Here is a 23,690-nt window from a genome sequence, read left to right as displayed (position 1 = left end):
AAAGTAAGGGTTTTTAATTTTAAAAATAATTCCCATACCAATTTTTGTTGGTACAGGAATCATTCCAAATTAAACATGAAAATTTTTATTAAAACCTGTACGACAATGACATAGAGATAGATCTTCCTGGTAAAGGTCTTGCTCTAATATAATTAACCGTATTTTCAGTAATGCTTCCTTCTTCTGCTTCGGTAATAGCCAAAGTGTTCAAAAGGTTGTTTCCGGCAAGGTTCAAGGATAATCCTTTGGTTACTTCAAATTCTACAAAGCCATTTACGATTACAAAACCGTCCATAACCAACTCGTTGCTGTCCTGAGTGTACGCTTTTGTTTGACCAATAAAGCTCAAACCAACAGCATTTTTATTTTTAGAAAACTTATACGTTGGAATGAAGTTATACATCATTTTTGGTTGTCTTCTTGGGTCGTTTCCTTCGTTAGCACCTGAAGCAATTTCAGCTTTAGTATACGTAAATCCACCGCGTAAGTTTAAGCTCTCGGTAGCATTATAAGAAGCTTCTAACTCCAATCCCATCGATTTGTAATCGTTGTCAATGATACTGTTAGATGTTGCTTCGTATCCGCCTTGCTCATTCGTTTTTGAACTGAAAAAAGTAGCATACACATATCCTTTAGAGAATTTTCTTTTGTAACCGATTTCAGCTTGGTTTAAGAAATCGAGGCTGTTCATTTTATCTCCATCCAAATAGTTTAATCCGGAGAACAAAATTCTATCCGCTTTTGCTGAAGCTCCTTTACTATATCGAGCAAAAACAGATTGTTGTGCATCAATTAAATAATTAGCACCCAAAGTATAAGACACATAGTCGTACTCATAATCTACAGCCGTGGCATCTGCAGTATTTACGGCAAATACATTTTGTTCTGGGGCCGAAATAACATTGTCATTGTTGATGTCAAACGTAGTTGAAGTCCCACCTGCAAAAGAACCGTTTACTTGTCCTTTATCATAGCGAATGCCTCCTTCTAAGGAAAGTTTATCAGTAGCGTCGAAACTAATGTTAGCATACGGAGCTGAGACGTTATATTGAGTATCATAGTTTCGGGCTAAGTTCCCCCAAGCCGGAGTACCATAAGCATACAAACCGTTTTCTGATAATGGATTTCCGGTAGCATCCGTAACATTGATTAAACGTGGATTGTCATCCGAAACTTCTTGAAGGTAGGAGTTCCACAACCACGACATTGAAATATTTTGTATCGATTTGAAATATCCTGCAGTAATTCCAACTTTATCAAACTTTTTGGTGATTCTCAAATCATTCATAAAGTTATCCATATTGTTTAGTTGTGTGTCGAACATGTGAATTCGGGCCACCAAACCATTCGGGTTATTAAAAGCTGTTCCGTCATTGGCAAACGTTAATGTGGAACCGGCTCCAAAAGAATTGGCAATGGTAGCAGCCGAAGCTACTTCTGCCGGGAATGGAGCGATAAATAAACCACTGTTCGAAGAAAAACGACCATTTTCAGTAACTTTCCAACCGTCAGCTAATTCGAAGTTAGCACTGATTCCGATAGATTTTGATACAGGATGCATACCATCTGAAACCTTGGCTCTTCGTAATTCCCCATTTGGACCTAAACCAACATTGTGATCCAAATAAATAGATTGCATGGCTCCAGACGTAGCATCGTAGCCTTTGATACTTTCCCAATTTGGGCTGCTGTTAGTTCCAGAAACTTGCATTGGCATTGGCATAAAAGCAGCCGCTCTGTCATTAAGGAATTTGGTAAAAATAGTAACAGACCCTTTTTCAAATTCTTTTGTGATGTTGAATTTAACCTGACCACCATTATTAGCCACAAAACCTGGGCTTCTAACACCTTCACCCGTTCGGTAAAAACCACCGGCATGAAAGTATAATCCGTCGCCTATTCGGGCTCCATATTCTAAATCGGTTCTGAAATCATTGTAATCCAAACCAAAACTTGTGGCCATACTTCCGACTTCAGTTTTACCGGTTTTGCTGATAAAGTTGATAATTCCACCCGGAGAATTAGAGGAAAGCGTAGAAGCAGAACCTCCACGAATAGCTTCAATTTTAGCGATGTTTCGGTCAAATCGAGTAAAAATATCAGCGGTTGCGAAAGCGATATCTCCATATAAAAGTACCGGCAAACCATCTTCCTGTAGTTGTAAATATTTTGATCCTCCGGAAGAAATAGGCACACCACGAACAGCAATGTTGGCATTTCCTTCACCACCCGAAGATTCGGAACGGATACCTGGAATGGTTCTGAATATTTCTGCGGTCGATCTTGGTGCTGATTGCTCTACTTGTTTTACATCTAAAGTAGTTACAGAAACACTCGATTTTAATTTTGTTCTTGGATTGACAACTCCCGTTACCACAACTTCCTCTAAGGTTTTGGAATCCTCCTGCATTTGGAAGTCTAAGGTTGTTTTTCCGCTAATAGAAGTTGCTTTGTTTTGTGTTACTAGTCCAATAAAAGAGACTGTAACTGATGCTGGACCGTCAGTCAGGCCTGAAATCGTATAGTTTCCGTCAGCGTCTGTTGTAGTGGATTTAGACGTTTTGTCTACAACAACGTTAGCCCCAATAACAGATTCCCCTTTGGCATCGATAACTTTCCCTGAAAGACTTCCAGATTGAGAAAAAGAGAGATTGAATAGCAATAACGCTAGTACGAACAGTATCTTTTTCAAAAATTGAGTAGTTTTTTTCATTTTTGTGATTTGTTTGATTAATAAATTTTGTTGGTTTATTTTTCGAAATTAGATTTTTAGTTCACAAAATATTATGAAATCAGCACCGAAAACGTTTTCGAAAGTAACGAAAACGTTTTCGATTTACTATTGAGAAATTTTTATCATATTTGTTATATGAGAGAGATCACTTTAAAACAAATTGCCGAGACTTTAGGAATCTCCATTACAACAGTTTCTAAGGCGTTGAAAAACTATCCAGATGTAAGTCCGAAAACCAAAAAGGCTGTTTTGGATTTAGCGACATCGTTAGGCTACACTCCCAATAGTTTTGCGGTAAATCTCAGAACAAAGGAATCCAGAACCATAGGATTAATTATACCTGAAGTAGTGCATCATTTTTTTTCGAGTGTTATTGACGGCATTATTGCGGAGGCTGAAAAGAATGGATACTTGGTGATTATATTACAGTCGAATGAATCCTTGCCCATGGAGAAAAAGCAAGTAGAACTGCTACTGAATAAAAGAGTGGATGGTATTATTATGTCGTTGTCCAATGATTCTAATGATGATGACCATATAAAGGATATCATCAGAAAAGAGGTTCCGTTTGTGATGTTTGATAAAATTTCAAAACTTATTCCTTGTTCCAAGGTGATTATTGATGATCAAAAGGCGGCTTTCAATGCGGTACAGCATCTGATACAAAAAGGCTGCAGCAAAATCGCTCACATAAGAGGTCCGGTTAACCCTCAAAATGCCATCGACCGGTTTTTGGGATACAAAAAGGCATTAGAAAAACACAATATTCCTTTTGACTCAAAACTAGTTTATACCTGCAAGAACGTAACCTTTGAAGAAGGAAAAGCGTTTGCCAAACAGATAATTGAGGAGCATCCTGATGTTGATGGTATTTTTGTCATTACCGATTTGGTTGCAGTAGGTGTTTTAGCATACTTTAATGATGCGAATATTGAAGTTCCTAAACAGGTTAAAGTAATTGGATTCAGTAATTGGTTCATGTCGCAGGTAATTACCCCAAAACTCAGTACCGTAGATCAGCCTAGTTTTGACATGGGAGTAGCGTCTTTCAAATTGTTATTGGAGGAAATTAATGCTAAAAAAGATTTGCTGTCCTTCAAACCGAGGACCGTTGAGCTAGATACCAGTGTTATTGAACGCGAATCTACTTTGTAATTATTGGTGCATTTTGGAATAGATTGTAAAATAAAAAGCTCTTCCTTTCAGAAGAGCTTTTGTACCCGGAGCCGGAGTCGAACCGGCACGGTTTCCCACAGGTGTTTGAGACCAGCGCGTCTACCAATTCCGCCATCCGGGCTTGACAGACAAAACCAACAACAGTTGGTTTATCGCGAAAAATGAACAACAAAAGCGTTGCTTATTTTTAAACACGGTGCAAATGTAAAAAATAAAATATCATTTTCTAAAAAAATACTCGAAAATATCCTTTCAGAGTTCGATTTTATTCCTAAATTTGCACCTCGGTAAAACGAGCAACAACTAACTAACTACACCCGAGGCGTTTACAAACGGTACGTTTTAGTCCATTGACAAAGCGGTATCGATTGAAGCGCAGAGGATAAAACAACTAATTACAATGTCGCATCAAGAACCAGAAGCAAAAATATTTGCGTGTTCGCAAAGCGTCTATTTGGCCGAACAAATAGCTACAAACTATGGTGTTCCGTTAGGTAAGATTACGTTCTCAAGATTTAGTGATGGTGAATTTCAACCTTCTTTTGAAGAATCAATTAGAGGATTGCGCGTTTTTATTGTCTGCTCTACATTTCCGAGCGCCGACAATTTAATGGAACTTTTGTTAATGATTGATGCCGCTAAAAGGGCATCAGCCAGACACATTACTCCCGTAATTCCTTATTTTGGTTACGCAAGACAAGATAGAAAAGACAAACCTAGAGTTCCGATTGGAGCAAAACTGATAGCAAAACTATTAGAAACTGCCGGAGCAACGAGAATCATGACGATGGATTTACATGCCGATCAGATTCAGGGGTTTTTCGAAATGCCGGTAGATCATTTGTTTGCTTCAACGATCTTTTTGCCTTATGTGAAGAGTTTGCAGTTAGACAATTTGACGATTGCATCTCCGGATATGGGAGGTTCTAAAAGAGCCTATGCGTATTCTAAGTTCTTAGAATCGGATGTGGTTATTTGTTACAAGCAACGAAAAGCAGCCAACGTCATTGATACGATGGAATTGATTGGAGATGTCACCGGAAGAAATGTAATATTGGTGGATGACATGGTGGACACTGGAGGAACTTTGGCTAAAGCGGCTGATTTGATGATAGAAAGAGGGGCGTTAAGCGTAAGAGCTATTTGTACCCATGCGATTCTGTCGGGAGAAGCCTATGAGAAATTAGAGAATTCTAAATTATTAGAATTGATAGTTACCGATTCTATTCCGTTAAAGAAAGAATCAAACAAAATAAGAGTGGTGAGTTGTGCACCTCTTTTTGCAGAAGTAATGCACATGGTGCAACACAACAATTCCATCAGCGGGAAGTTCCTGATGTAATTAAAGGAGAAAGTGGTAAGACCACTTCGCTGCAAGAAACAAGATTTGAAGTTTTGCAGAAATTGCGTTAAGGATTGCAGCAAGTACCATGTACTGCGGAAAGCCTGACCGCGCCGAAGGTGGGGGAACGCCCAAATGAATTAGAATTTTTTTATTATTAACTATATATTTTTACAATGAAATCGATTACGATTAAAGGATCAGAAAGAGAAAGCGTAGGCAAAAAAGCTACTAAAGCCTTACGTGATGCTGGAATGGTTCCTTGCGTTATTTACGGAGGAAGTCAACCAGTACATTTTGCAGCAGAAGAAAAAGCATTCAAAGGCTTGGTTTACACTCCAAACGCACATACAGTTGTAGTGGATTTAAACGGTAAAAGCGCTAATGTAATTCTTCAAGACATTCAGTTTCACCCAGTGTCTGATAAGATTTTACACATTGACTTCTTTCAGTTAAGCGACAGCAAAGAAATCATTATGGAAGTTCCTGTTAAAGTTACAGGTACGTCTCCAGGGGTACTTTTAGGAGGAGATTTACGCTTGAACTTAAGAAGATTAAAAGTAAAAGCGTTGCCTAAAAACCTTCCTGATTTTGTGGAAGCAAACATCTCTGAATTGCAAATGGGTAACAAACTATATGTTACTAAATTGCCTACTCCAAACTTTAAATTGATGCACCCAGATAATACAGTGGTAGCTCAAGTGAAGATTTCTCGTGCTGCTATGAAAGCGGCTCAAGAAGCTGCAAAAGCAGAAAAAGGAGCAAAAAAGAAAAAATAATTCCTTTATTTTTCCCATACCAAAAAGCATCAGTTTCGACTGGTGCTTTTTTTATGCAATCAAATTAGTTTACTTTTGCCTATGAATTGGTTAAAAAAACTCTTTAAAACAAATAGCACCTCTGAAGCCTCAGAAGGAATAATAACGGAGGGACAAACATCAAACAACAATAGTAAAGAAGTGAGTAAAAAATTCTTAATTGTCGGACTCGGAAATATCGGCGTAGAATATGTCAATACACGCCATAATATAGGTTTCAAAATAGTGGATTTTGTGGCGGAGCATGCTAACGTATCCTTTGAAACGGCAAAATTGGGAGCTGTTGCCGAATACAGTATCAAAGGCAGAAAGCTCATTTTGTTAAAGCCAAATACGTATATGAATCTTAGCGGTAAAGCCGTAAAGTATTGGATGGATAAAGAGAATATTGCCAAAGAAAATGTGCTGATTATCACTGATGATTTGAACTTATCGTTCGGAACTATTCGTATAAAAGCAAAAGGGAGTGATGGTGGTCACAATGGCTTGAAGAATATTCAGCTCATTTTAAACACAACCGAATATCCAAGATTTCGTTTTGGAATTAGTGACGAATTCAAAAAAGGACAGCAGGTCGATTACGTTTTAGGAGAGTGGAATGAAACGGAAAGAGAAAAACTCCCAGAACGCTATAAGGTAGCGAAAGAGATTGTAGAATCTTTTGCTTTAGCTGGGCTGAACGAGACCATGAATAGTTTTAACGGAAAATAAGGTTATAAAAAAAGGGAAATCATTTGATTTCCCTTTTTTAGTATTTGTGATAAATAATTATTCAATAACTATTCGTTTTACTAATTTTTTGCTTCCATCAGTAACAGAAACTAAGTATACTCCACTTTGAGCATTGCTCAACTGAATGTTTTCGTTAAAGGTAGTTTGATTGGAGTAATTGTTTTCAAAAATTACTCTACCTCTCATGTCAAATACATTTACTTTAATTTCGTTTGAAGTATTGTTTTCAAATTGAATGTTGAAGTTCCCTTTGTTTGGATTTGGATAAATTCTGAAGTCAGTCAATTGATTTTCGTCAGTTGCTAATTGAGCCGTTACCGCACAAATTTCAATTGTCCAGTTTCCAATAGAACCTGTATCGCCATTGTAATTATCGTTTGCCAAAAGAGTCCATGAACCGTTCATAGGTTTACCATTTAAAGCCGATAAAACTTGGCTAGGTCTAAACGTTCCAGTTAAATTTGCAGCACAAACAATAGCAGGAGAAGCGTCATTGAATAAAACATTGAAGCCCGTAGAGACTATATTACAGTTTCTGTTTAAAAGAGCTACTTGCGTTCCATCAGGGTGCGACAAAGCAACAATTAAATCCCAGAAATAACTATGTGTACCAGCTAGAGTAACATTTACATCAGATATAGTTCCAGTGATAGGAACATTTAGACTTTTAGCTACTGTTGGACCAGCAACATTGGCTCCTAATCCATCAGGAATAGCAAGTGCTGAATTATTGGTGTAACTATTACAAGTAGTGGCGAAAGTATACCCTAAACCGATGTTTTTAGATACACAATAAAAGATATTTCCTACAGCTTCAATCAAAATTCTACAATTTGGTGAAGGTGTAGTTGGAAGCGTAAAGCTTTCTGTACCATCATTTGGAGTATTAGCAGCCAATACAATAGGGAAGGTTGCTCCACCATCGGTTGAGAAAAGGATATTTACGTTGGCAGTATTAATTCCGTTAGCAGTTGTTCCTGCAACATCCCAATTAACTGCAGCGGTTGATCCTGGATCCCAAGTAACATTATCCGTTGCTGGACTAGTGATTGCAAAAGCTGAACCAGTATTTACAACAGTTACTACTGTTGCGGCACTATTAGTTTGACCACCACCAAGAACGTTATCTCTCACGGTAAAAGCAAAACCTAAAGTTCTAGCTACAGATGATGTTGTTTCCCATGTTGGTGTTAAATTTCCCATTAACACATCAGAAAACGGAGGCATATAACGCACTGGAGATAAACTAGGTACTCTAGATCTGAAATTTGGACCATCAGTTTTTGTTGGCGAAGGAATACTTGCTGTAGGACTAATTGTTGTAGCATCATCATTTTGCTCCCAGCAGTACGTTAAAACTTCACCTGCAGTTCCGGTTCCGGAACCTGTAAGTTTGAATGCTGTACTTGTTGGTATAGAAAATGAAGGACCTTGAACAGCAACTGTTGGTCTAGGGTTGGTAACTGTCAAGCTAGTGCTAACAGGACAAGTTTTGGGATTCATATTTGATTGAATCTGTGAAATACTTTTAAAAGCAAAGTAATCATCTGAATTCGATTGCATATCGGTTCCACCGCCACCAATTCCGGCATAAGCCATGATAGTAGATCCAGAACCTGGTTCCACATTTACAGAACTATTTTCAGTTCCACTGATACCACCATGTGAAAATGTATGATTTGCTCCCATTTGATGACCCATTTCGTGAGCCACATAGTCAATGTCAAAAAAGTCTCCTTCTGGAACTTCATCAGCAGGTGATGTAATTCCGCTACCTTTAGTAGCATCTACACAAACGCATCCGATACATCCTGCACTACCACCACCACCAGAAGCTCCGAATAAGTGACCGATATCATAATTTGCAGCACCCATAAAAGTGGCATTGTTTAAAGTAGCTTGTAATTGAGAGTTCCAAGCGGCTGGCGCATTACCACCGGTAACGGTAGCATAAGGATCGGTTGCTGCATTTGTAAACACCACATTGGCGTTGTTAGCAACGATTAACAATTTTATAGCTAAATCTTTTTCGAAAACACCGTTACATCTTGACATAGTAGCATTCATAGCAGCTAAGGCATCAGCTACAGTTCCTCCATGATATTGCGCATACTCTCCAGTACAAGACAATGCTAAACGCATCGTTTTATATACTTGGTTACTCGCAAGAGTGGTATTAACTAATTTATCCGAGATAGTTTGATTTGTTGCAAAATCTTCTGTGCTACAAACAAAAGGTAGTTGACCTCTGTAGCGTGTAGCCGAATCAAACACAATATAAACCGAAGCGTCTTTTGTGTATGGCTCAATAAATTCTGTTCCAGTATTCGCTCTGAAAATCATTGTTTTAATTCCTTTTGGCGCAAAACTAAAATTTAAAGTAGCAGAAGGATCAGTAATTCCTTTTCCAACATAAGCTCTTATTTCTGGGAATTGAGCTTGTAATCCTGGTTCAAAGTTAGAGGATTCCCAAACTTGGAATTTTTCCAATTGTCCTTTAATGTTGGGTAATTGGATTTCTACACCAGCCTGACCTGAAGCTTTTTGAGCTACATTGGCAAGTGTTTGCTTAAACTGATTGGCATTGAATTGCACTAATTTTTGATTTTCAGAATAAGCTGTTTTTCTTATCGTTTCTGAAGTTACTGCTCTAGAATCTCCCCAAAACGTCCAAGCGGAATTTTGAGCAAAAGAGAAACTAGCCGAAAAGATAAAAACAACTAAAAGTAAATTTTTTTTCATGGTATTGTTGATTAAATAAAAGTAGGTAAAGATAGTTATGTTTGAATAATCTGCAAATTTATATTTAGAATTATTATAGATAGAACTTCAATTTTAACAAATATTAAGTGTATATTATATAAAAGGCATTCTTTTGATGGTAATACTGAAATTATCTAGCCAATAGCTATTAAACTTTGGCATGGTCTTTTCCTTATATTTGATATAACTTTTTCAAATAAATAATTATGCGAGTTTTAACCATTCTAATGTTCTCTTTTCTCTTGTTAAATTTAGCTTCTTGCAAAACAAAACAAAATGAGGGCCAAGACAAAGCGCTTTTGAAAATGGATTCCATCAACAATACTGCCAAAAAGATGTATTTGTTTAAAAACAAAAAACTGGAGCTTTCGGAAAGTTATGGTTCCTTGGTTTATAAGATGGTTGATAACGAAAAAACAAATGTCATCCAATTTCTCTATGAAAAAGATATGGATAAAGTAGCTTATGATGGAGGATATAAGGAAGAAATTATTTTTGAATTTCCAAATTCTGTTTCAGAACAAAACTACAAGGATGTCGAATTGCAGAATACCAAAATGCTTTTTGGCAGGTATTGCTTTTGCAGAGGAAAAACAGGTTTGTACTACGTTAAGGAAGGTCAACTTCATCTGAAAGTATCCAAAAAAGAAACCTATTTCGAATTGCATTTTACCATAAATGAAGTACCACAGGTTATAAATGAAATCAGCTATTGATGCATATTGTCATTAAAACTTCAAAAAATTATTGTTTTTAAATTGTAAAACATATTTTTGTGCTTTAACCTATTGAGCACTCTTTTTGAAAATATTCCACTCTATAAAGTCATTTTCTTCGCATCAGCATACGGTGGTTACTATTGGTACTTTTGATGGTGTACATCTTGGACATCAAAAAATATTGGAACAAATTACCAAAAGTGCCGAGGCAGGAAACTGTGAAAGCCTAGTATTGACCTTTTTCCCGCATCCACGAATGGTCATTCAGGAAGATACCGAGATGAAACAACTGAACACGCTTCAGGAAAAAATAGCCTTGTTAGACGGTTTGGGAGTTGATAATCTTGTTGTACATCCTTTTGACAAAGAATTTTCAAGACTAACGGCAGAAGAATTTGTTAAAGAAGTTTTGGTTGACGTTTTTAAAGTGAAGAAAATCATTATTGGTTATGATCATCGCTTCGGGAGAAACCGAACGGCTAATATTGATGATTTAATCGTTTTTGGAACAACCTATGGTTTTGAGGTCGAACAAATTTCGGTAGAAGAGATTAACGAAGTCTCCATAAGTTCTACTAAAATAAGAACAGCACTTTTAGAAGGCAATGTCGAATTAGCTGCGGATTATTTGGGATACCATTATTCTTTAACCGGCATGGTAACCCAAGGCAAACAAGTTGGAAGAACAATCGGTTATCCAACGGCAAACATCAAAATAGACGAAAGCTATAAGCTGATTCCAATTAACGGCGTTTATATAGCAAAGTGTATTATTAATGATAAAGTAGTTTTTGGAATGATGAATATCGGAACAAGACCAACCGTTGATGGAACGAATCAAACCATCGAAATTAATCTATTCGATTTTAATCAGGATATCTATAATCAAATGATTACGGTTACATTTTTAAAAAGAATGCGTTCCGAACAAAAATTCGATTCTCTCGAAGCGTTAAAAACGCAGTTAGGCCTTGACAAGTTTATGGCTTTGGATTATATCAAGCAACTTTAACAACTGCAAAATAATATTCTTTTTCTTGAAGTATTTTCATCTGTTTTGTTAAATAACTAACAAGGCTGCGCTATTTACTTTAAATTTATAGTATCATGTTTAACTTAAATACGATGCTTATGAAACTGCCAAAAGAACTTATCAATGCAATTATCATTTTTGCCGGAATCGCGCTGTACTTTTTAGTGATAGATTTTTTAGACCTTTCAGATATTCTTTGGTTAAGAATGTTTAATGTACTCTTTGTTTATTACGGCGTTACACGAACTTTAAGCTCCAATGTAGCAGAGGGAAAGACAGGTTATGTACACAACCTGATGTCGGCCGGAGCTACTGCAATAATGGGAGTCGTTCTAAGTATTATTGGTCTTGTGATTTATATTCAATTAAGAGGTGGCGATGCTTATGTAGATAACTTTTCGGAAGATTTATTATTTGGAGGAAAACCTACTGCAAATCAATATTGTATCGGAATCTTGTTTGAAGGAATTGCTTCCGCACTAATGGTCGTTTTTGTAGCCGTTCAGTATTGGAGAAGAAAAATGGCGCCACAAGGATAGTTTGTCTGTTTATTAATGTGCACAAAATTGTAACTTACAGACAATTTAATTACTTTTGATGCAATATATAATTGCACTATGAGTATTACAAAACACAATTGGACCAAAGACGAAATCATCAACATATACAATAAACCATTAATGGATTTGCTGTACGAAGCCGCTACAATCCATAGAGAACATCACGATCCAAATGTCGTTCAGGTATCTACTTTATTATCTATCAAAACGGGTGGTTGTCCTGAAGATTGCGGCTACTGTCCTCAAGCGGCACGTTACCACACCGATATTGAAGGAAACGATTTGATGACAGTAAGTCAGGTAAAAGCTCAGGCTTTACGAGCAAAATCCAATGGGTCTTCCAGAGTATGTATGGGTGCTGCTTGGCGTAATGTAAAAGATGGAGCCGAGTTTGACCAAGTTTTGGAAATGGTCAGAACCATCAATAAGTTGGATATGGAGGTTTGCTGTACTTTGGGAATGCTTACCGAAAATCAGGCCCAACGTTTAGCGGAAGCAGGATTATATGCCTATAACCACAATTTAGATACTTCGGAAGAGTACTATAAAGAAGTAATTTCAACCAGAGGTTTTGAAGACCGTTTGGAAACTATCGATAACGTGCGTAAAACCAATGTGACTGTTTGCAGTGGTGGTATCATCGGAATGGGAGAAAGTATAGAGGACAGAGCAGGAATGCTGGTAGCACTATCAACTTTAAATCCACAACCAGAATCCGTTCCAATCAATGCTTTAGTAGCTGTTGAAGGAACTCCAATGGAGAACGAAAAACCAGTAGAAATTTGGGAAATGATACGTATGGTAGCTACTACCCGTATAGTAATGCCGGAAACCCAAGTACGTTTATCAGCGGGTAGAACCGAAATGTCACGAGAAGGACAAGCAATGTGCTTTTTTGCCGGAGCGAATTCGATTTTTGCCGGAGATAAATTACTGACAACACCTAATCCGGATGTGAATGAAGACATGAAAATGTTTGAAACATTAGGATTAGTCGCTCAAAAACCCTTTATAAAAATCATGCAGCCTAAAACAGTCGAAGCTGCAGATTCACAATATCAGGCATTGGGAGAAAAACCAAAATGGACTCGTCCAGGACACTCCATCGAAAGAAATTTAGAGGCCTCAGGGAAAGGAAAATAAATAGCACTTTGTTGTATTTAAATACAAAACGGCCGCATTAGTAGTAATGCGGCCGTTTTTGGTCTAAAAGATATTTTTATAGCACTATTTTTCTTGTAACTATCGTTCCGTTTTCTAGCGTAATTTTTATAATTAATGCTTGTTGACTTATAGAAACGTTGGCGGTTGTAAAGAGCTTGTTCTCTATTTTCTTAGCGTCAAATAATTCTCTGCCTAATACATCAAAAACAGTCACTTGCTGAATGTTCTCAATCGAAGAGGTAATTGTCATTTCCTTATTTCTAGTGGATACAACTACACTGCTTTCTATATCCTCAAAATCAGGATTACTTAAAGCATTTCGGTCATAGCGCAATACAAATCGATCGTTAATAATACCGACTTGAGTTGTAAAAGAATAAGGATTTTGTCTTAGGTCGTGTACAATCCCCAATTGTTTATCTTCCAGTAAGATATTCTGAGTTGCTTCAGAAAATAATCCATCTAGCGCACCAATAGCAATTTTATAAGAACCAGCTTGCATGATACGAATACCAATTGGTACTGTGTCGCTGGTGATAAAAGGTAATGATCTACCTTGAATTATTAAAGTTTCGTTTGCTTCTAACGAATAAATGTTAGTCTCGTTTGCAATATTTTTATAGGCATCATACAATCGGTCCAAACCATTAGTTGCATTCGGAACATAACCGATAGCAGTTCTTACCGGTACATTATTACTGTCTAATAAATCTAACCAAATTCTACTTTTCTCTTCCTCGCCAGTTTCTGAAGTTCGGAAAAACTGATTGTTTGCATACGATTTATTACGCATGCTGTTTTTAAAATTAATCGTGCTGCTTGCTGCTGCGCCATCATTCATCAAAACAAAAAATCCTTGTCCGCCTGCAATGTAGCCGTTGAAAGAAGGGCCGCTCACATTTGCTGTGCCATTATGAATGGAATAGTCGACAGCGCTGTAATTATATAAATACCAATTATAAAATGGATTTTGTGAAGAAACTGGAGCTGCGCCATGAGTCCACAAATAAACGTAACCTTGTAAATCTGTGTTGTACGACAAAAAGTCTAAAGCACTAATTGCTGAAGGATAAGGATTCCCAACTAAATTCCAATTGTCATCAAAGTTAGAAACATTGACACTGTTTCCTGGACCTAGAGTGCTTGGTGTGGTGTTGCTTCCGCGGTAGATAGTCACAGGTACAATTCCATTATTGGCAACGCCTGTAAAAACAGCTGGAATGCTCGATGCTGGTAGTCCGTACGCGTTAGAGCCTCTCATGATATAACCATTTCCAGGAGCCATTGTACCTGAAGTTGGCAACCAATTACCCGAACTAATCGGACTATTAATATTCGCCGCTAAAGTATCCCAGCGGTATCGGTAACCAGGTGTTGGACTAGAATATAAGTTGTCTATTGACTGACCAATAACAGGAGAAGACCAATAAATATAGTCATAGCCTCTAATTCCGGTTGGCGTTCGTTGGTACGTTATACTGCCTGAATTTGTAGCTGTATCATTTACTTGAACCAAACTTGCGTTGTTGGCAATAGTCAAATTACCGGCATTGATAATATTACTCTGTATTTCAAAATAGTATCCAGTATCTACAGTAACGTTTCTTCCTGTATTTACCTGACATTCGCAGGCTTCTATACTTCCATGTTCGAATGCAGCAGTGGTGGTATAATCACCAGCAAAAATTGCTTTGGTACTTGGTGTTGGGAATCCAGCCGACCAAGCAGAACCATTCCATGTAGTAGCTTGTGCTGTTTGACCCTCAATTTTTATATCATCAAGAGCCCAAAGTTCATCATCTCTATCAACATTAAGAGTAACTCTTATTAATAAATTGGTGGACTGTGGTAAATTTCTAACGTAATAAGTAGAAATTCCTGCTGCTCCCGTCAATTCTGCATTACCATTTCGTGTGTCTAAGGAGACCCCACTATTATTTCCGGTATAATAAGCGTTAAATGTTCCGGTCGTAGCAAAATTCCACCTTGAATTAGTGAAACCTCTCAAAACTGATTCTACTGACCAGTTAACTCCGCCATCAACGCTAGTTTCTACCTGAACAAGATCATTAACATCAAGACCTTGAGTTGTTCCGCTAGCTCTAAATGCCCCTACTCTCATGGAAAAATTGATATTGTTATATTGACTTACATCAACGGCATTTAAGGTTAAAACGGCACTTCGGGTAGTTGTAGTTCCAATCCCTCTGAACTGGAAAGATCTAGCACCAACAAACGCATTCACTGCTCCAGAACCATTGTTGTAGGTGCCTCCTGTGTTTGTGGTTACGGTACCGTCTGTTACAATCGGGCTATATCCCCAGGTTGGAGTTGCAGGTACAGCTTCGAAATCTTGAATTACTATAGTTTGTACAGCATTATTACTACAAGGAGTATACACAATACCTTCACCTGAGATGGCAAAAGTAAATACAGGGTCCAAAGGATCGGGAGTAGTTCTTCCGGAATTTGTAAAGACACTAAATGTTACTGTAGCATTTTTAACACCGGCAGAGGTTGGGGTAAAATTTATGGTAAATGAAGTAGTATTTCCTGAGCCAAATGCACCATTGTTAGGTTGTGAAACAACAGAAAACATTGTAGCATCTGCGCCAGATAAAGTTACGGTTGATAAATAGGTTGTAGATGCTGATAAATTAGTAATGACAAAAGTATTTTGTTTTAGCCCTGTTGTTACGGGGATCAAACCGAAGTTCGTCAGATTGGTTGTTGATGTTGTTAAGGAACCTTTTGGAACATCATTACCGTTTCCGGTGACATAAATATTGTTTGAACCTTGACAAGTACCTCTGATATTAAAGTTATAAGGGTTCTCATCACTATCATTGCTGTAAATTAAGATAGTCGCATTTTTTGTTCCACCTGATGTAGGACTAAATGTGATTTGGAATGTAGTAGAGCCTCCTCCGGCTATGGCATTTGAAGGAATTATTGTAACAGTGAACAGCGAAGCATTAGCTCCTGTAATTTGGATGTAAGGCGATGCACCCGTCAATGAAAGTGAAGTTGTACCTAAATTTTCAATAGTAAAGATTCTAGTTGATGAACCACCTTGCAAGGTAACCGGGAAATTGGTCCAGTTGGTGCCTTGCGGATAAATACTGTTGTCAGGAATACTTTGCCCGTTCCCTCTTACATTTATTTCAACAAGAGCTGTTGCTGTACCTGTTCCTTGAATCGAAAAATTATACGTTCCTTCATTAGAATCGTTACTTGTAATGGTCAAAGTTGTCGTTCTTGTTCCTGCTGCACCTGGAGTAAATGTTACGACAAGATCATAAAAAGCACCAGCCGCAATATTGAGTGGAAAAGTGATGGCCGGAAAGGTAAAATCTCCTGAATCTCCTCCAACCATACTTAAAGCACTAATAGCTAAATTAGCATTTCCTGTATTCTCTATTCTAAAGGTTTTGGTAGGACTTGGAGTTGCCACAACAAATGTCCCATACAAAGTATTGTCCAGTCCACTAGGGGTTACATCTCCATCACTTATGGTTGGATTAGAACCTACAATCCCTCTTACATTTATTTCTGGAGCCGGAGTGGTACTGCATGTTAAAGTTGGAATCGTAGCTACTGTTCTATAATTGACAGTCGAGGCAACTGGACCTGCAACAGCGTTGTAAGGAATCAATGTAAAAGTATAAGTTGTTCCACCATTTAAACCACTTATCGTTGCTGAAGTGGCAAGAGTTGAACTAACATACGTACCTACTGTGGCGTCTCCAATGGCAGTCGCAGCACCATATATAGTTCCGTCAACTGGCAAACCTGTCGGCGTGCCTCCTTGGCGATACAATATCAAATAACCAGAGGCAGCAATGGAACCTGCAGAGGCAAAATTCACAACTATAGAAGTTGGAGTAGAAGCACCACAAGTGGTAAATGAACCATGACTCGCAGGCTCGTTGGCTAACGTCCAGAAATTAAAACTTTCAGGATTTGTAGTGTTAAAACATACATTGGTACCAGCACCATTGTAAGCGTAAGGCGTTGCGGTATATTGTGTGCCTGCGGTTAATCCTGTAATTCCTGTAACAGATCCAGTAGCATTTTTGGCCACAACCACATTACCAGCACTAATTAAATTGGCTCCAGTTGCAGTAGCAAAGTTTAAGGTTGGTGTATAATCTGTTCCAGATGTAGGTGCTGTAGGTGCACCAGCTAAACGAAGCGATACCAAAGTTCCTGAGGTACTCGCGCCATCGGTCCATGATAAATTGGCACCAGTTGTCGTTACATTGCTAGATGTTAGGGCAGAAGCTTGCGTTCCAGGAGTGGTGCAGGGAGTAGAAAGTGTACCCGACACTATAAAATTATCCATTACCCATTGTTCATTAGCAGAATTATTTAACATCGTGATTCTCACTCTCAAATTAGTAACGGCGGGAAGTCCTGTAACCGTTACTGTAGAATAGCCATCTGTAGTTCGGCTTCCACCAGTAGCAGGAGCAAAATCAACAGGGGTAACATTACCGTCATAAGCTGTTGTAGCTATACCTGTAGCTGAATAAGCCCAATACGCATTGGTATTCCCCAAAACCCTTACAGTGGGATAATAATTTACTCCTCCATCGGGACTTATCTCTACAGTTACGATATCAGTTCCATCAGCACCATTTGCTGTAGATCCTATTGAAAAGGATGCAAGCCTAAATGTTGTTGAAATGACCGTATATAAACTGGTATTTATATTGCTAGTAACTAAGGTTGCTGTACCGTTGTTTATTCCTCTTGAATGAGTTCCTTCTGAAAAAAATGGCGAAGTAGCAGGTCGATCCCCAGCTACAGAATTTCCGGTGAAATAGGCACCACCAGTTAATGTAAATAAAGTAGTCGTGTTATTCAGACCATCAGAAGCTATTTGCCCCCAAGAGAAGCAACTTACCAAAAGAGCAATTAAAAGTAATTTTACTTTCATTATAAAAAATGAATTAAGTTATTCCATTCGTTTTCATAGTAATAGACACTCCTTCTGTGACACAAAAAAAGGTCAAGACTTAGTTGGTAGAAAACGGGACAGCAAAACTACATCTAAATTACTAAATTACAACGGTTTCGCCTTAAGAAATTATTAATAAAATGTGTCTTTTATGCGCTAAATTGTTAATAAAAAAAGCACATTATGTTTTTATTTACATTTTTAATAGTATTCATCGGTTTAATCTTAAAAAAAATTATGCTGATAGGTTCAATTTTCTAACTTTGTTGTTTTACTTTTCATACAAAAATGAGCGAAAAATTATCAGTAACCGAAGCGAAGCTTAAATTGGAATACTATTGTTCTTATCAGGAGCGTTGTCATCAGGACGTGGTGCAGAAATGCTATGATTTAGGAATGAAATCCGATGAAGTAGATGCCATAGTAGTGCATTTGTTGCAACATAATTTTCTCAACGAAGAGCGCTTTGCCCGAAGTTTTGCCCGAGGAAAACACCGCATAAAAGCATGGGGAAAAATCAGAATTGTAAATGAACTCAAGCAACGTCAAATCTCAGCACCTAACATCAAATCTGCACTAACCGAAATTACTGAGGAAGAATACGAAACAATTTTTGATAGCTTAGCTGAAAGACATTGGAGCAGTCTCACAGAAAGAAAAGGACAAAAGAAAAACAAAAAGTTCTGCGATTATTTATTGCGAAGAGGTTGGGAAAGTACTTTGGTGTATGAAAAACTAAAGCAATTGGAAAAGCTTACTTAGACACTAAAATACTCACAGCATTGCCACCAAAACCCACAGCGTTAATCAGTATTTTTCTAATTTCTTTTCGCGGATTTTGTTCCGTTACAAAGGGAACTCCAATAAACTGCTGCTTTTGTAGCATCATAATCGCCATTTCAAGATTAAGCATGCCTGAAGCTCCAAAAGTATGCCCGACTTTCCATTTATTTGTAGTAAGCATCGGAAGTTTTCCGAATACTTTTTGTATCGCTTTAAATTCGGATTGATCGCCTTTTATGGTTCCCGGAGCGTGCATAACCACAACATCAACTTCATCAGGATTACTGGTTCCCAAAGCCATTTTCATCGATTTCTGGAAACATTCGGCTTCATCTGTAATAGAAATACTGTGTTGTAAATCATCTGTTGCATACCCAAATCCGGTAACATAAGCCAGCGCATTTGTTTTTTCTCCTAATTCCAAACACGCCATTGCAGCACCTTCACCTAAAACCATAGTGTTTTTGGTTTTTGTCAAATCCAAAGCGCGACAAGGATATTCTGAATTCTCTTTAGCATAAATTTTCAAAGCACGCATTTGCGCAATGGTAAATGGAGTCAACGGTGCTTCGCTTCCACCAACTAAGAATTTATCAGCCATGCCAGCCTGCAACCAAGCCATACCATTTAACAAAGCGTGCAAGGCTGTTGAACAAGTGATGGAGTGCGATAATTCGGGGCCAATTGATTTTAAATCATGGGCAACCCATGTTGAAATATTGCCTAAAGTAGTTGTAGGCGAGGCAAGTGTAGGTGTTTTCCCAGTTCCTAGAAATTCCTGATGATGTTTTTCAAATAGCGCTGTGGCACCACGGGATGATCCAATATTGATACCAAATTCCGAATCGTTCCAACCGGCATTTTTTACCGCTTCTCTTGAAGCCAATATAGCATAAAGCACCGAATTATCTAAGGATTTGTATTTAGTGTCCGAGTTTCGCAATGCGCTTACCTCTTGTTGTAACAACTCCGTTATGGGTGCAATCAAAGTAGTGCCGTCACCGACTTTTTTTTCTACAATGAGCGTTCTTGGACTCGAATATTCCTCCCAAACGTCCGCAGCAGTTTTTCCTAACGGCGAAAATGAAGCTATAGACGTAATGGCAATCGGAGTTTTCAAGGTAATTCTATTAAGGTATTATGGGTGCAAAACTACACTATTTCCAGCGCTTTTCCGACAGCATCATATACTTTTTCCAATTGTTCATCGGTAATGACATAAGGCGGTAAAATATAAACAATGTTCCCTACAGGTCGCAGAATGATTCCGTTTTCAATAAAGAAATTATAGAGTGTATTGCGCATCGTTCCGTAGTAACTTTCCTGATTTTCAGTTTTGATTTCTAGCGCAAAAATGACGCCGAGAACCCTTGTCGTTTTCACTTTAGGATGTAACTGAATCCTCTTTTCAAACACTAAATGCGATTGGTTGATTCGAACAATATTTTTTTGCATCTCCTCACTTTGCAATAGACTGATACTCGCTAAAGCTGCAGCACATCCAGTAGGATTGGCCGTAAAAGTGTGTCCGTGAAACAATGCTTTGTTGGTATCATCATCAAAAAAACCGTCAAAGATATCTTGTGAGAAAGTGGTAATCGCCATCGGAATCGTTCCTCCAGTCAGTGCTTTTGACAAACACATCATGTCGGGTTTGTTAGCCAAATAGTCTGTAGCAAATGTTTTCCCTGTTTTACCAAAGCCCGTCATTACTTCATCGGCAATTGTGAACACGTTATTTTGTTGACAAACAGCAATCATTTCATCCAAAGCATCGGGCGAATAGATTACCATTCCGGCCGCACCTTGAACCAAAGGCTCAAAAATAAAAGCCGCAAAGTCATTGGTGGCCACCAAATCTTTAAGCGCATTTATACTTTGTTCTTCATTTCCAATAGTCGGAACTGGAATCCGGATGACTTCTAACAACGAACCTTTGAAGGCTTCGGTAAAAAAGGTAATGCCACTCGAAGCCATAGCGCCAAAAGTATCTCCATGAAAAGCATCTTTAAAAGCTATGATTTTGGTTTTTGGGATGCCTTTATTATAAAAATATTGCAAAGCGCTTTTCAAAGCCACTTCCACCGCAGTTGAGCCATTGTCGGAATAAAATAGTTTTTTCTGATTGTCGGGCAAAATTTCCATTAACTTTTCGGCCAATAAGACCGCTTTGTCGTGTGTAAAACCACCAAACAAAACGTGTTCTAAAGTGGTTAGTTGGTCATAAATAGCATCAGCAATGATTTTATTGGAATGGCCATACGGATTAACCCACCAAGAAGCAATAGCATCAATATATTCCTTGTCGTTTTCGTCCCAAAGCAATGCACCGCTTCCTTTCACAATCGCCGGAAAATCAGCCGCAGTTTTGTGTTGGGTGTAGGGATGCCAATTGTATAGTCTGTCTCTTTCGGAAAGATTCATGTATTAAGAAAATAGAAGAAAGAAGCCAGAGAAAAGACTAAAGCTTCTTCGAAGTTATGATTGCAAAGATACGTTAAGAAAAAATCTTTCTTCTTGCTTCTTTGCTCTTGTTTCTTATAAATTTAAAAGATTGTCTCGAAATATATCCGCATAATATCGGATTACATTGGCATCAAAATACGGTTCGTTGTCAATTCGGCCAATACATTTGACTCCGGTTTTCTTTAGAATAATCGTTTCGGTTGCTTTATTTTCATCTCCCGAAAAAATAATGCCCGCAATGTTGATATTCTTATTTTTCAGGGCTTCTATAGTCAGCAATGTATGGTTGATACTTCCCAAATAATGACGCGATACCACAATAACGTTATAGTCTTTCTGAATTAAATCGATTATACAATCGGTATCATTAAGCGGGACTAAAATACCGCCCGCACCTTCAATAACAAGATGATTGTCGGTTTTTGGTTCTTGGATTTGCTTCAAATCGATAGTAATTCCGTCCAAAGCAGCTGCCAGATGTGGACTCGCGGGTGTATTCAAGGCATAAGCATTCGAGTGAAATTGGGATTTGGGATTTGTGATATAGGATTTAATCTTGTGTGTGTCACTAGCATCCAAATCTCCGGCCTGAATGGGTTTCCAATAATCTGCTTCTAAAGCTTCGGTTACGATGGCTGAGGCAATGGTTTTACCAACATCGGTACCAATTCCTGTGATGAATAGTTTCATAATCTTTGTTTTTGCCAACAATGCACGAATAAATGTAATGCACTAAGGATAGCGCAAAAGTACTATCTAACTTTATAAAATCGATAAAGAAAATAGGGATAAATTTATCAAAAACATTCGTGGATTTCTGGCTACTAAAATTCGATTAATCAAATTCGGCATGGCAGTTTTGACATTTGTATTTATACTTTGAAAATAAAAGAGCAAACACACCAAAAAAAACCACCCTGAAAAAGGATGTGATTCCGTTTATTGAAGTTTCCATTTCAACCTGTTCTGCACCACAGTTCGGACATTTTAAAGGCAGATTATCATCATCAACAGAAAATAAACTAACATCACCCAAAATCTCATTAGCTCTGATAACATCTTCTGTTTTTACAAATAATTTGATGCCGCCAACAGCATTGCTGTATAATGGATTCGAATCGATAGTGTTGAGGTCTCTCAAAAAAACTTCTACGCCTTGACTTTCCAATTTTCCTTGATAAATAACTGCTTCGCTAGAATATTGAAAGCGTCTTATTAATGTAAATTTTTCTTCTTCCATAATTAGAACACAAAGGTAGCTAACAATTCCAACACCTTGGAGATTTCGGCTTCTGAATTATAAGAGTGCAGACAAAAACGCAAACGTTCCTGACCTTCGGGAACGGTGGGAGATAAAATAGGTCGCACATCAAAGCCGTTTTGTTGGAGTTGTGTCGCTATGCTTTTGACGTTTTCATTCCCCGGAAGAATAGCGCATTGTATCGCCGACTTGCTATAAACGAATAAAGGTTTTAATCCCAAACGCATCTTCTCCTGATTAAAAAAAATAATATTGGACTGTAACTTTTGAAGTGCTTCCTTTTCATGGAACAAACTTTTATAGGACTGCAAAATAGTAGCAATACTGTGAGGCGAAAGTCCTGTGGTATATATAAAACTGCGGGCAAAGTTGACGAGATAGCTTTTCAGATTTTCACTTCCCAGAATAGCAGCACCATGACAGCCCAATCCTTTTCCGAACGTCATGATACGGGCAAAAACCTTGTTTTGTAACCCTAAACTTTGAATCAGTCCTTCGCCATTACTCCCAAAAACGCCCAAAGCATGTGCTTCGTCAATGACCAGATAAGCAAGATATTTTTCTGCTAAAGTAGTCAGCTGCTCCAGATTAGGACAATCACCGTCCATGGAGAAAACACTTTCGGTTGCGATGTAAATTTCGTTGCTTTCTGAGGCGTATTTTTGAATTAGTTTTTCCAATTCCTCAAAGTCATTATGTCCAAACTTATACGCTTTCGCATGGCTCATTTGGATGCCGTCTCGAATCGAAGCATGGCACAATTCGTCAAATAAAATGAGATCATTTCGTTGCGGAACCGAACTAAAAAAGCCAACGTTCGCATCATAACCCGAATTGAAAATTAAAGCAGCATCCGCTTGATGAAATTTAGCAATATATTCTTCGGTTTCAGGATATAAGGCGTGGTTTCCCGAAAGCAAACGCGAACCGGTAGCGCCATTTTCCTTGATGTTGTTGTCTAAAAGAAATTGATGGGTTTGATGAAAAATCGTTTCGTTTTTAGCAAAACCTATATAATCATTGGACGTAAAATCTATCGCGTTATCAGATATTGCTAGCCTTCTCAAGGCGTTTTGTTCTTGTCGCAGTTGAAGTTTTTGTTGTACTGATTTTGGCTCGTTTTCCATCATTCAAAAATAAGCAACTTTTATAAAATGGGGATTTTAAATAAAAAGA

General features: G+C 37.9%; 17 protein-coding genes and 1 tRNA gene. 9 read left to right on the top strand and 9 right to left on the bottom strand.

The annotated features are described in order from the left end of the window. Positions 1-88: 88 nt before the first annotated feature. On the bottom strand, positions 89-2,713 hold the full coding sequence (locus tag ACULEU_RS13395) for a TonB-dependent receptor domain-containing protein (RefSeq protein ID WP_445453065.1): 2,625 nt from the start codon (positions 2,711-2,713) through the stop codon (positions 89-91). Positions 2,714-2,869: 156 nt separating this feature from the next. Between ACULEU_RS13395 and ACULEU_RS13390 the strand changes: the two genes are divergently transcribed. Continuing rightward, the gene (locus ACULEU_RS13390) at positions 2,870-3,889 is read left to right on the top strand and encodes a LacI family DNA-binding transcriptional regulator (RefSeq protein ID WP_445453064.1); all 1,020 of its coding nucleotides are present in this window, start codon (positions 2,870-2,872) and stop codon (positions 3,887-3,889) included. Between the two features lie 62 nt (positions 3,890-3,951). Here ACULEU_RS13390 and ACULEU_RS13385 read toward each other — a convergent pair. Beyond that, a tRNA-Leu gene (locus ACULEU_RS13385) sits at positions 3,952-4,031 on the bottom strand. A 279-nt stretch (positions 4,032-4,310) separates the two neighbouring features. Here ACULEU_RS13385 and ACULEU_RS13380 point away from each other — a divergent pair. From ACULEU_RS13380 to pth, 3 genes are all read left to right on the top strand, one after another. Next, positions 4,311-5,252, top strand: a complete 942-nt coding sequence (locus tag ACULEU_RS13380; RefSeq protein ID WP_445453063.1) for a ribose-phosphate pyrophosphokinase — start codon at positions 4,311-4,313, stop codon at positions 5,250-5,252. Between the two features lie 176 nt (positions 5,253-5,428). After that, the gene (locus ACULEU_RS13375) at positions 5,429-6,031 is read left to right on the top strand and encodes a 50S ribosomal protein L25/general stress protein Ctc (RefSeq protein WP_445453062.1); all 603 of its coding nucleotides are present in this window, start codon (positions 5,429-5,431) and stop codon (positions 6,029-6,031) included. Between the two features lie 81 nt (positions 6,032-6,112). Then, positions 6,113-6,781, top strand: coding sequence for an aminoacyl-tRNA hydrolase (gene pth, locus ACULEU_RS13370; RefSeq protein WP_445453061.1), 669 nt, complete (start codon positions 6,113-6,115; stop codon positions 6,779-6,781). A gap of 57 nt (positions 6,782-6,838) precedes the next feature. Here pth and ACULEU_RS13365 read toward each other — a convergent pair whose 3' ends face one another. Then, positions 6,839-9,544, bottom strand: coding sequence for a zinc-dependent metalloprotease (locus ACULEU_RS13365; RefSeq protein WP_445453060.1), 2,706 nt, complete (start codon positions 9,542-9,544; stop codon positions 6,839-6,841). Between the two features lie 326 nt (positions 9,545-9,870). Between ACULEU_RS13365 and ACULEU_RS13360 the strand changes: the two genes are divergently transcribed. From ACULEU_RS13360 to bioB, 4 genes are all read left to right on the top strand, one after another. Continuing rightward, complete coding sequence (locus tag ACULEU_RS13360) at positions 9,871-10,281, top strand: hypothetical protein (RefSeq protein ID WP_445453059.1); 411 nt, start codon at positions 9,871-9,873, stop codon at positions 10,279-10,281. An 85-nt stretch (positions 10,282-10,366) separates the two neighbouring features. After that, positions 10,367-11,296, top strand: a complete 930-nt coding sequence (locus ACULEU_RS13355; protein ID WP_445453058.1) for a bifunctional riboflavin kinase/FAD synthetase — start codon at positions 10,367-10,369, stop codon at positions 11,294-11,296. Between the two features lie 119 nt (positions 11,297-11,415). Continuing rightward, positions 11,416-11,856, top strand: a complete 441-nt coding sequence (locus ACULEU_RS13350; protein WP_445453057.1) for a hypothetical protein — start codon at positions 11,416-11,418, stop codon at positions 11,854-11,856. A 78-nt stretch (positions 11,857-11,934) separates the two neighbouring features. Beyond that, positions 11,935-13,020, top strand: coding sequence for a biotin synthase BioB (bioB, locus tag ACULEU_RS13345; RefSeq protein WP_445453056.1), 1,086 nt, complete (start codon positions 11,935-11,937; stop codon positions 13,018-13,020). A gap of 76 nt (positions 13,021-13,096) precedes the next feature. Here the strand turns inward: bioB and ACULEU_RS13340 are convergent, their stop codons facing one another. Next, a complete protein-coding gene (locus ACULEU_RS13340) occupies positions 13,097-17,983 on the bottom strand; it encodes a choice-of-anchor D domain-containing protein (protein ID WP_445453055.1) in 4,887 nt (1,628 codons plus the stop codon). A 309-nt stretch (positions 17,984-18,292) separates the two neighbouring features. Between ACULEU_RS13340 and ACULEU_RS13335 the strand changes: the two genes are divergently transcribed. Continuing rightward, positions 18,293-18,766 carry a regulatory protein RecX gene (locus ACULEU_RS13335; protein ID WP_445453054.1) on the top strand — a complete coding sequence of 158 codons (474 nt, stop codon included), beginning with the start codon at positions 18,293-18,295 and terminating at the stop codon, positions 18,764-18,766. On the opposite strand, the gene ACULEU_RS13330 is transcribed toward ACULEU_RS13335, so the two are convergent. From ACULEU_RS13330 to ACULEU_RS13310, 5 genes are all read right to left on the bottom strand, one after another. Continuing rightward, complete coding sequence (locus tag ACULEU_RS13330; protein ID WP_445453053.1) at positions 18,759-19,907, bottom strand: beta-ketoacyl synthase N-terminal-like domain-containing protein; 1,149 nt, start codon at positions 19,905-19,907, stop codon at positions 18,759-18,761. The two genes, ACULEU_RS13335 and ACULEU_RS13330, sit on opposite strands and share 8 nt — an antisense overlap. Before the next feature lie 32 nt (positions 19,908-19,939). Next, positions 19,940-21,211 carry an adenosylmethionine--8-amino-7-oxononanoate transaminase gene (gene bioA, locus ACULEU_RS13325; protein WP_445453052.1) on the bottom strand — a complete coding sequence of 424 codons (1,272 nt, stop codon included), beginning with the start codon at positions 21,209-21,211 and terminating at the stop codon, positions 19,940-19,942. A 114-nt stretch (positions 21,212-21,325) separates the two neighbouring features. After that, positions 21,326-21,943, bottom strand: a complete 618-nt coding sequence (bioD, locus tag ACULEU_RS13320) for a dethiobiotin synthase (protein WP_445453051.1) — start codon at positions 21,941-21,943, stop codon at positions 21,326-21,328. A gap of 145 nt (positions 21,944-22,088) precedes the next feature. Further along, positions 22,089-22,493, bottom strand: a complete 405-nt coding sequence (locus tag ACULEU_RS13315; RefSeq protein ID WP_445453050.1) for a DUF2007 domain-containing protein — start codon at positions 22,491-22,493, stop codon at positions 22,089-22,091. Positions 22,494-22,495: 2 nt separating this feature from the next. Continuing rightward, on the bottom strand, positions 22,496-23,641 hold the full coding sequence (locus ACULEU_RS13310; RefSeq protein WP_445454861.1) for an aminotransferase class I/II-fold pyridoxal phosphate-dependent enzyme: 1,146 nt from the start codon (positions 23,639-23,641) through the stop codon (positions 22,496-22,498). Between the last annotated feature and the right edge of the window lie 49 nt (positions 23,642-23,690).

This window comes from Flavobacterium sp. 25HG05S-40, assembly GCF_052654735.1.
This window is presented reverse-complemented; position numbering and strand designations above follow the sequence as displayed.

What these genes read in the sequence shown, in the direction of transcription:
- ACULEU_RS13350 (WP_445453057.1), top strand. Translation starts at nt 11,416, where the DNA reads ATGAAACTGCCAAAAGAACTTATCAATGCAATTATCATTTTTGCCGGA.
- bioD (WP_445453051.1), bottom strand. Translation starts at nt 21,943, where the DNA reads ATGAAACTATTCATCACAGGAATTGGTACCGATGTTGGTAAAACCATT.
- ACULEU_RS13390 (WP_445453064.1), top strand. Translation starts at nt 2,870, where the DNA reads ATGAGAGAGATCACTTTAAAACAAATTGCCGAGACTTTAGGAATCTCC.
- bioA (WP_445453052.1), bottom strand. Translation starts at nt 21,211, where the DNA reads ATGAATCTTTCCGAAAGAGACAGACTATACAATTGGCATCCCTACACC.
- ACULEU_RS13380 (WP_445453063.1), top strand. Translation starts at nt 4,311, where the DNA reads ATGTCGCATCAAGAACCAGAAGCAAAAATATTTGCGTGTTCGCAAAGC.
- ACULEU_RS13360 (WP_445453059.1), top strand. Translation starts at nt 9,871, where the DNA reads ATGGATTCCATCAACAATACTGCCAAAAAGATGTATTTGTTTAAAAAC.
- ACULEU_RS13310 (WP_445454861.1), bottom strand. Translation starts at nt 23,641, where the DNA reads ATGGAAAACGAGCCAAAATCAGTACAACAAAAACTTCAACTGCGACAA.
- ACULEU_RS13340 (WP_445453055.1), bottom strand. Translation starts at nt 17,983, where the DNA reads ATGAAAGTAAAATTACTTTTAATTGCTCTTTTGGTAAGTTGCTTCTCT.
- bioB (WP_445453056.1), top strand. Translation starts at nt 11,935, where the DNA reads ATGAGTATTACAAAACACAATTGGACCAAAGACGAAATCATCAACATA.
- ACULEU_RS13315 (WP_445453050.1), bottom strand. Translation starts at nt 22,493, where the DNA reads ATGGAAGAAGAAAAATTTACATTAATAAGACGCTTTCAATATTCTAGC.
- ACULEU_RS13395 (WP_445453065.1), bottom strand. Translation starts at nt 2,713, where the DNA reads ATGAAAAAAACTACTCAATTTTTGAAAAAGATACTGTTCGTACTAGCG.
- ACULEU_RS13375 (WP_445453062.1), top strand. Translation starts at nt 5,429, where the DNA reads ATGAAATCGATTACGATTAAAGGATCAGAAAGAGAAAGCGTAGGCAAA.
- ACULEU_RS13335 (WP_445453054.1), top strand. Translation starts at nt 18,293, where the DNA reads ATGAGCGAAAAATTATCAGTAACCGAAGCGAAGCTTAAATTGGAATAC.
- ACULEU_RS13365 (WP_445453060.1), bottom strand. Translation starts at nt 9,544, where the DNA reads ATGAAAAAAAATTTACTTTTAGTTGTTTTTATCTTTTCGGCTAGTTTC.
- pth (WP_445453061.1), top strand. Translation starts at nt 6,113, where the DNA reads ATGAATTGGTTAAAAAAACTCTTTAAAACAAATAGCACCTCTGAAGCC.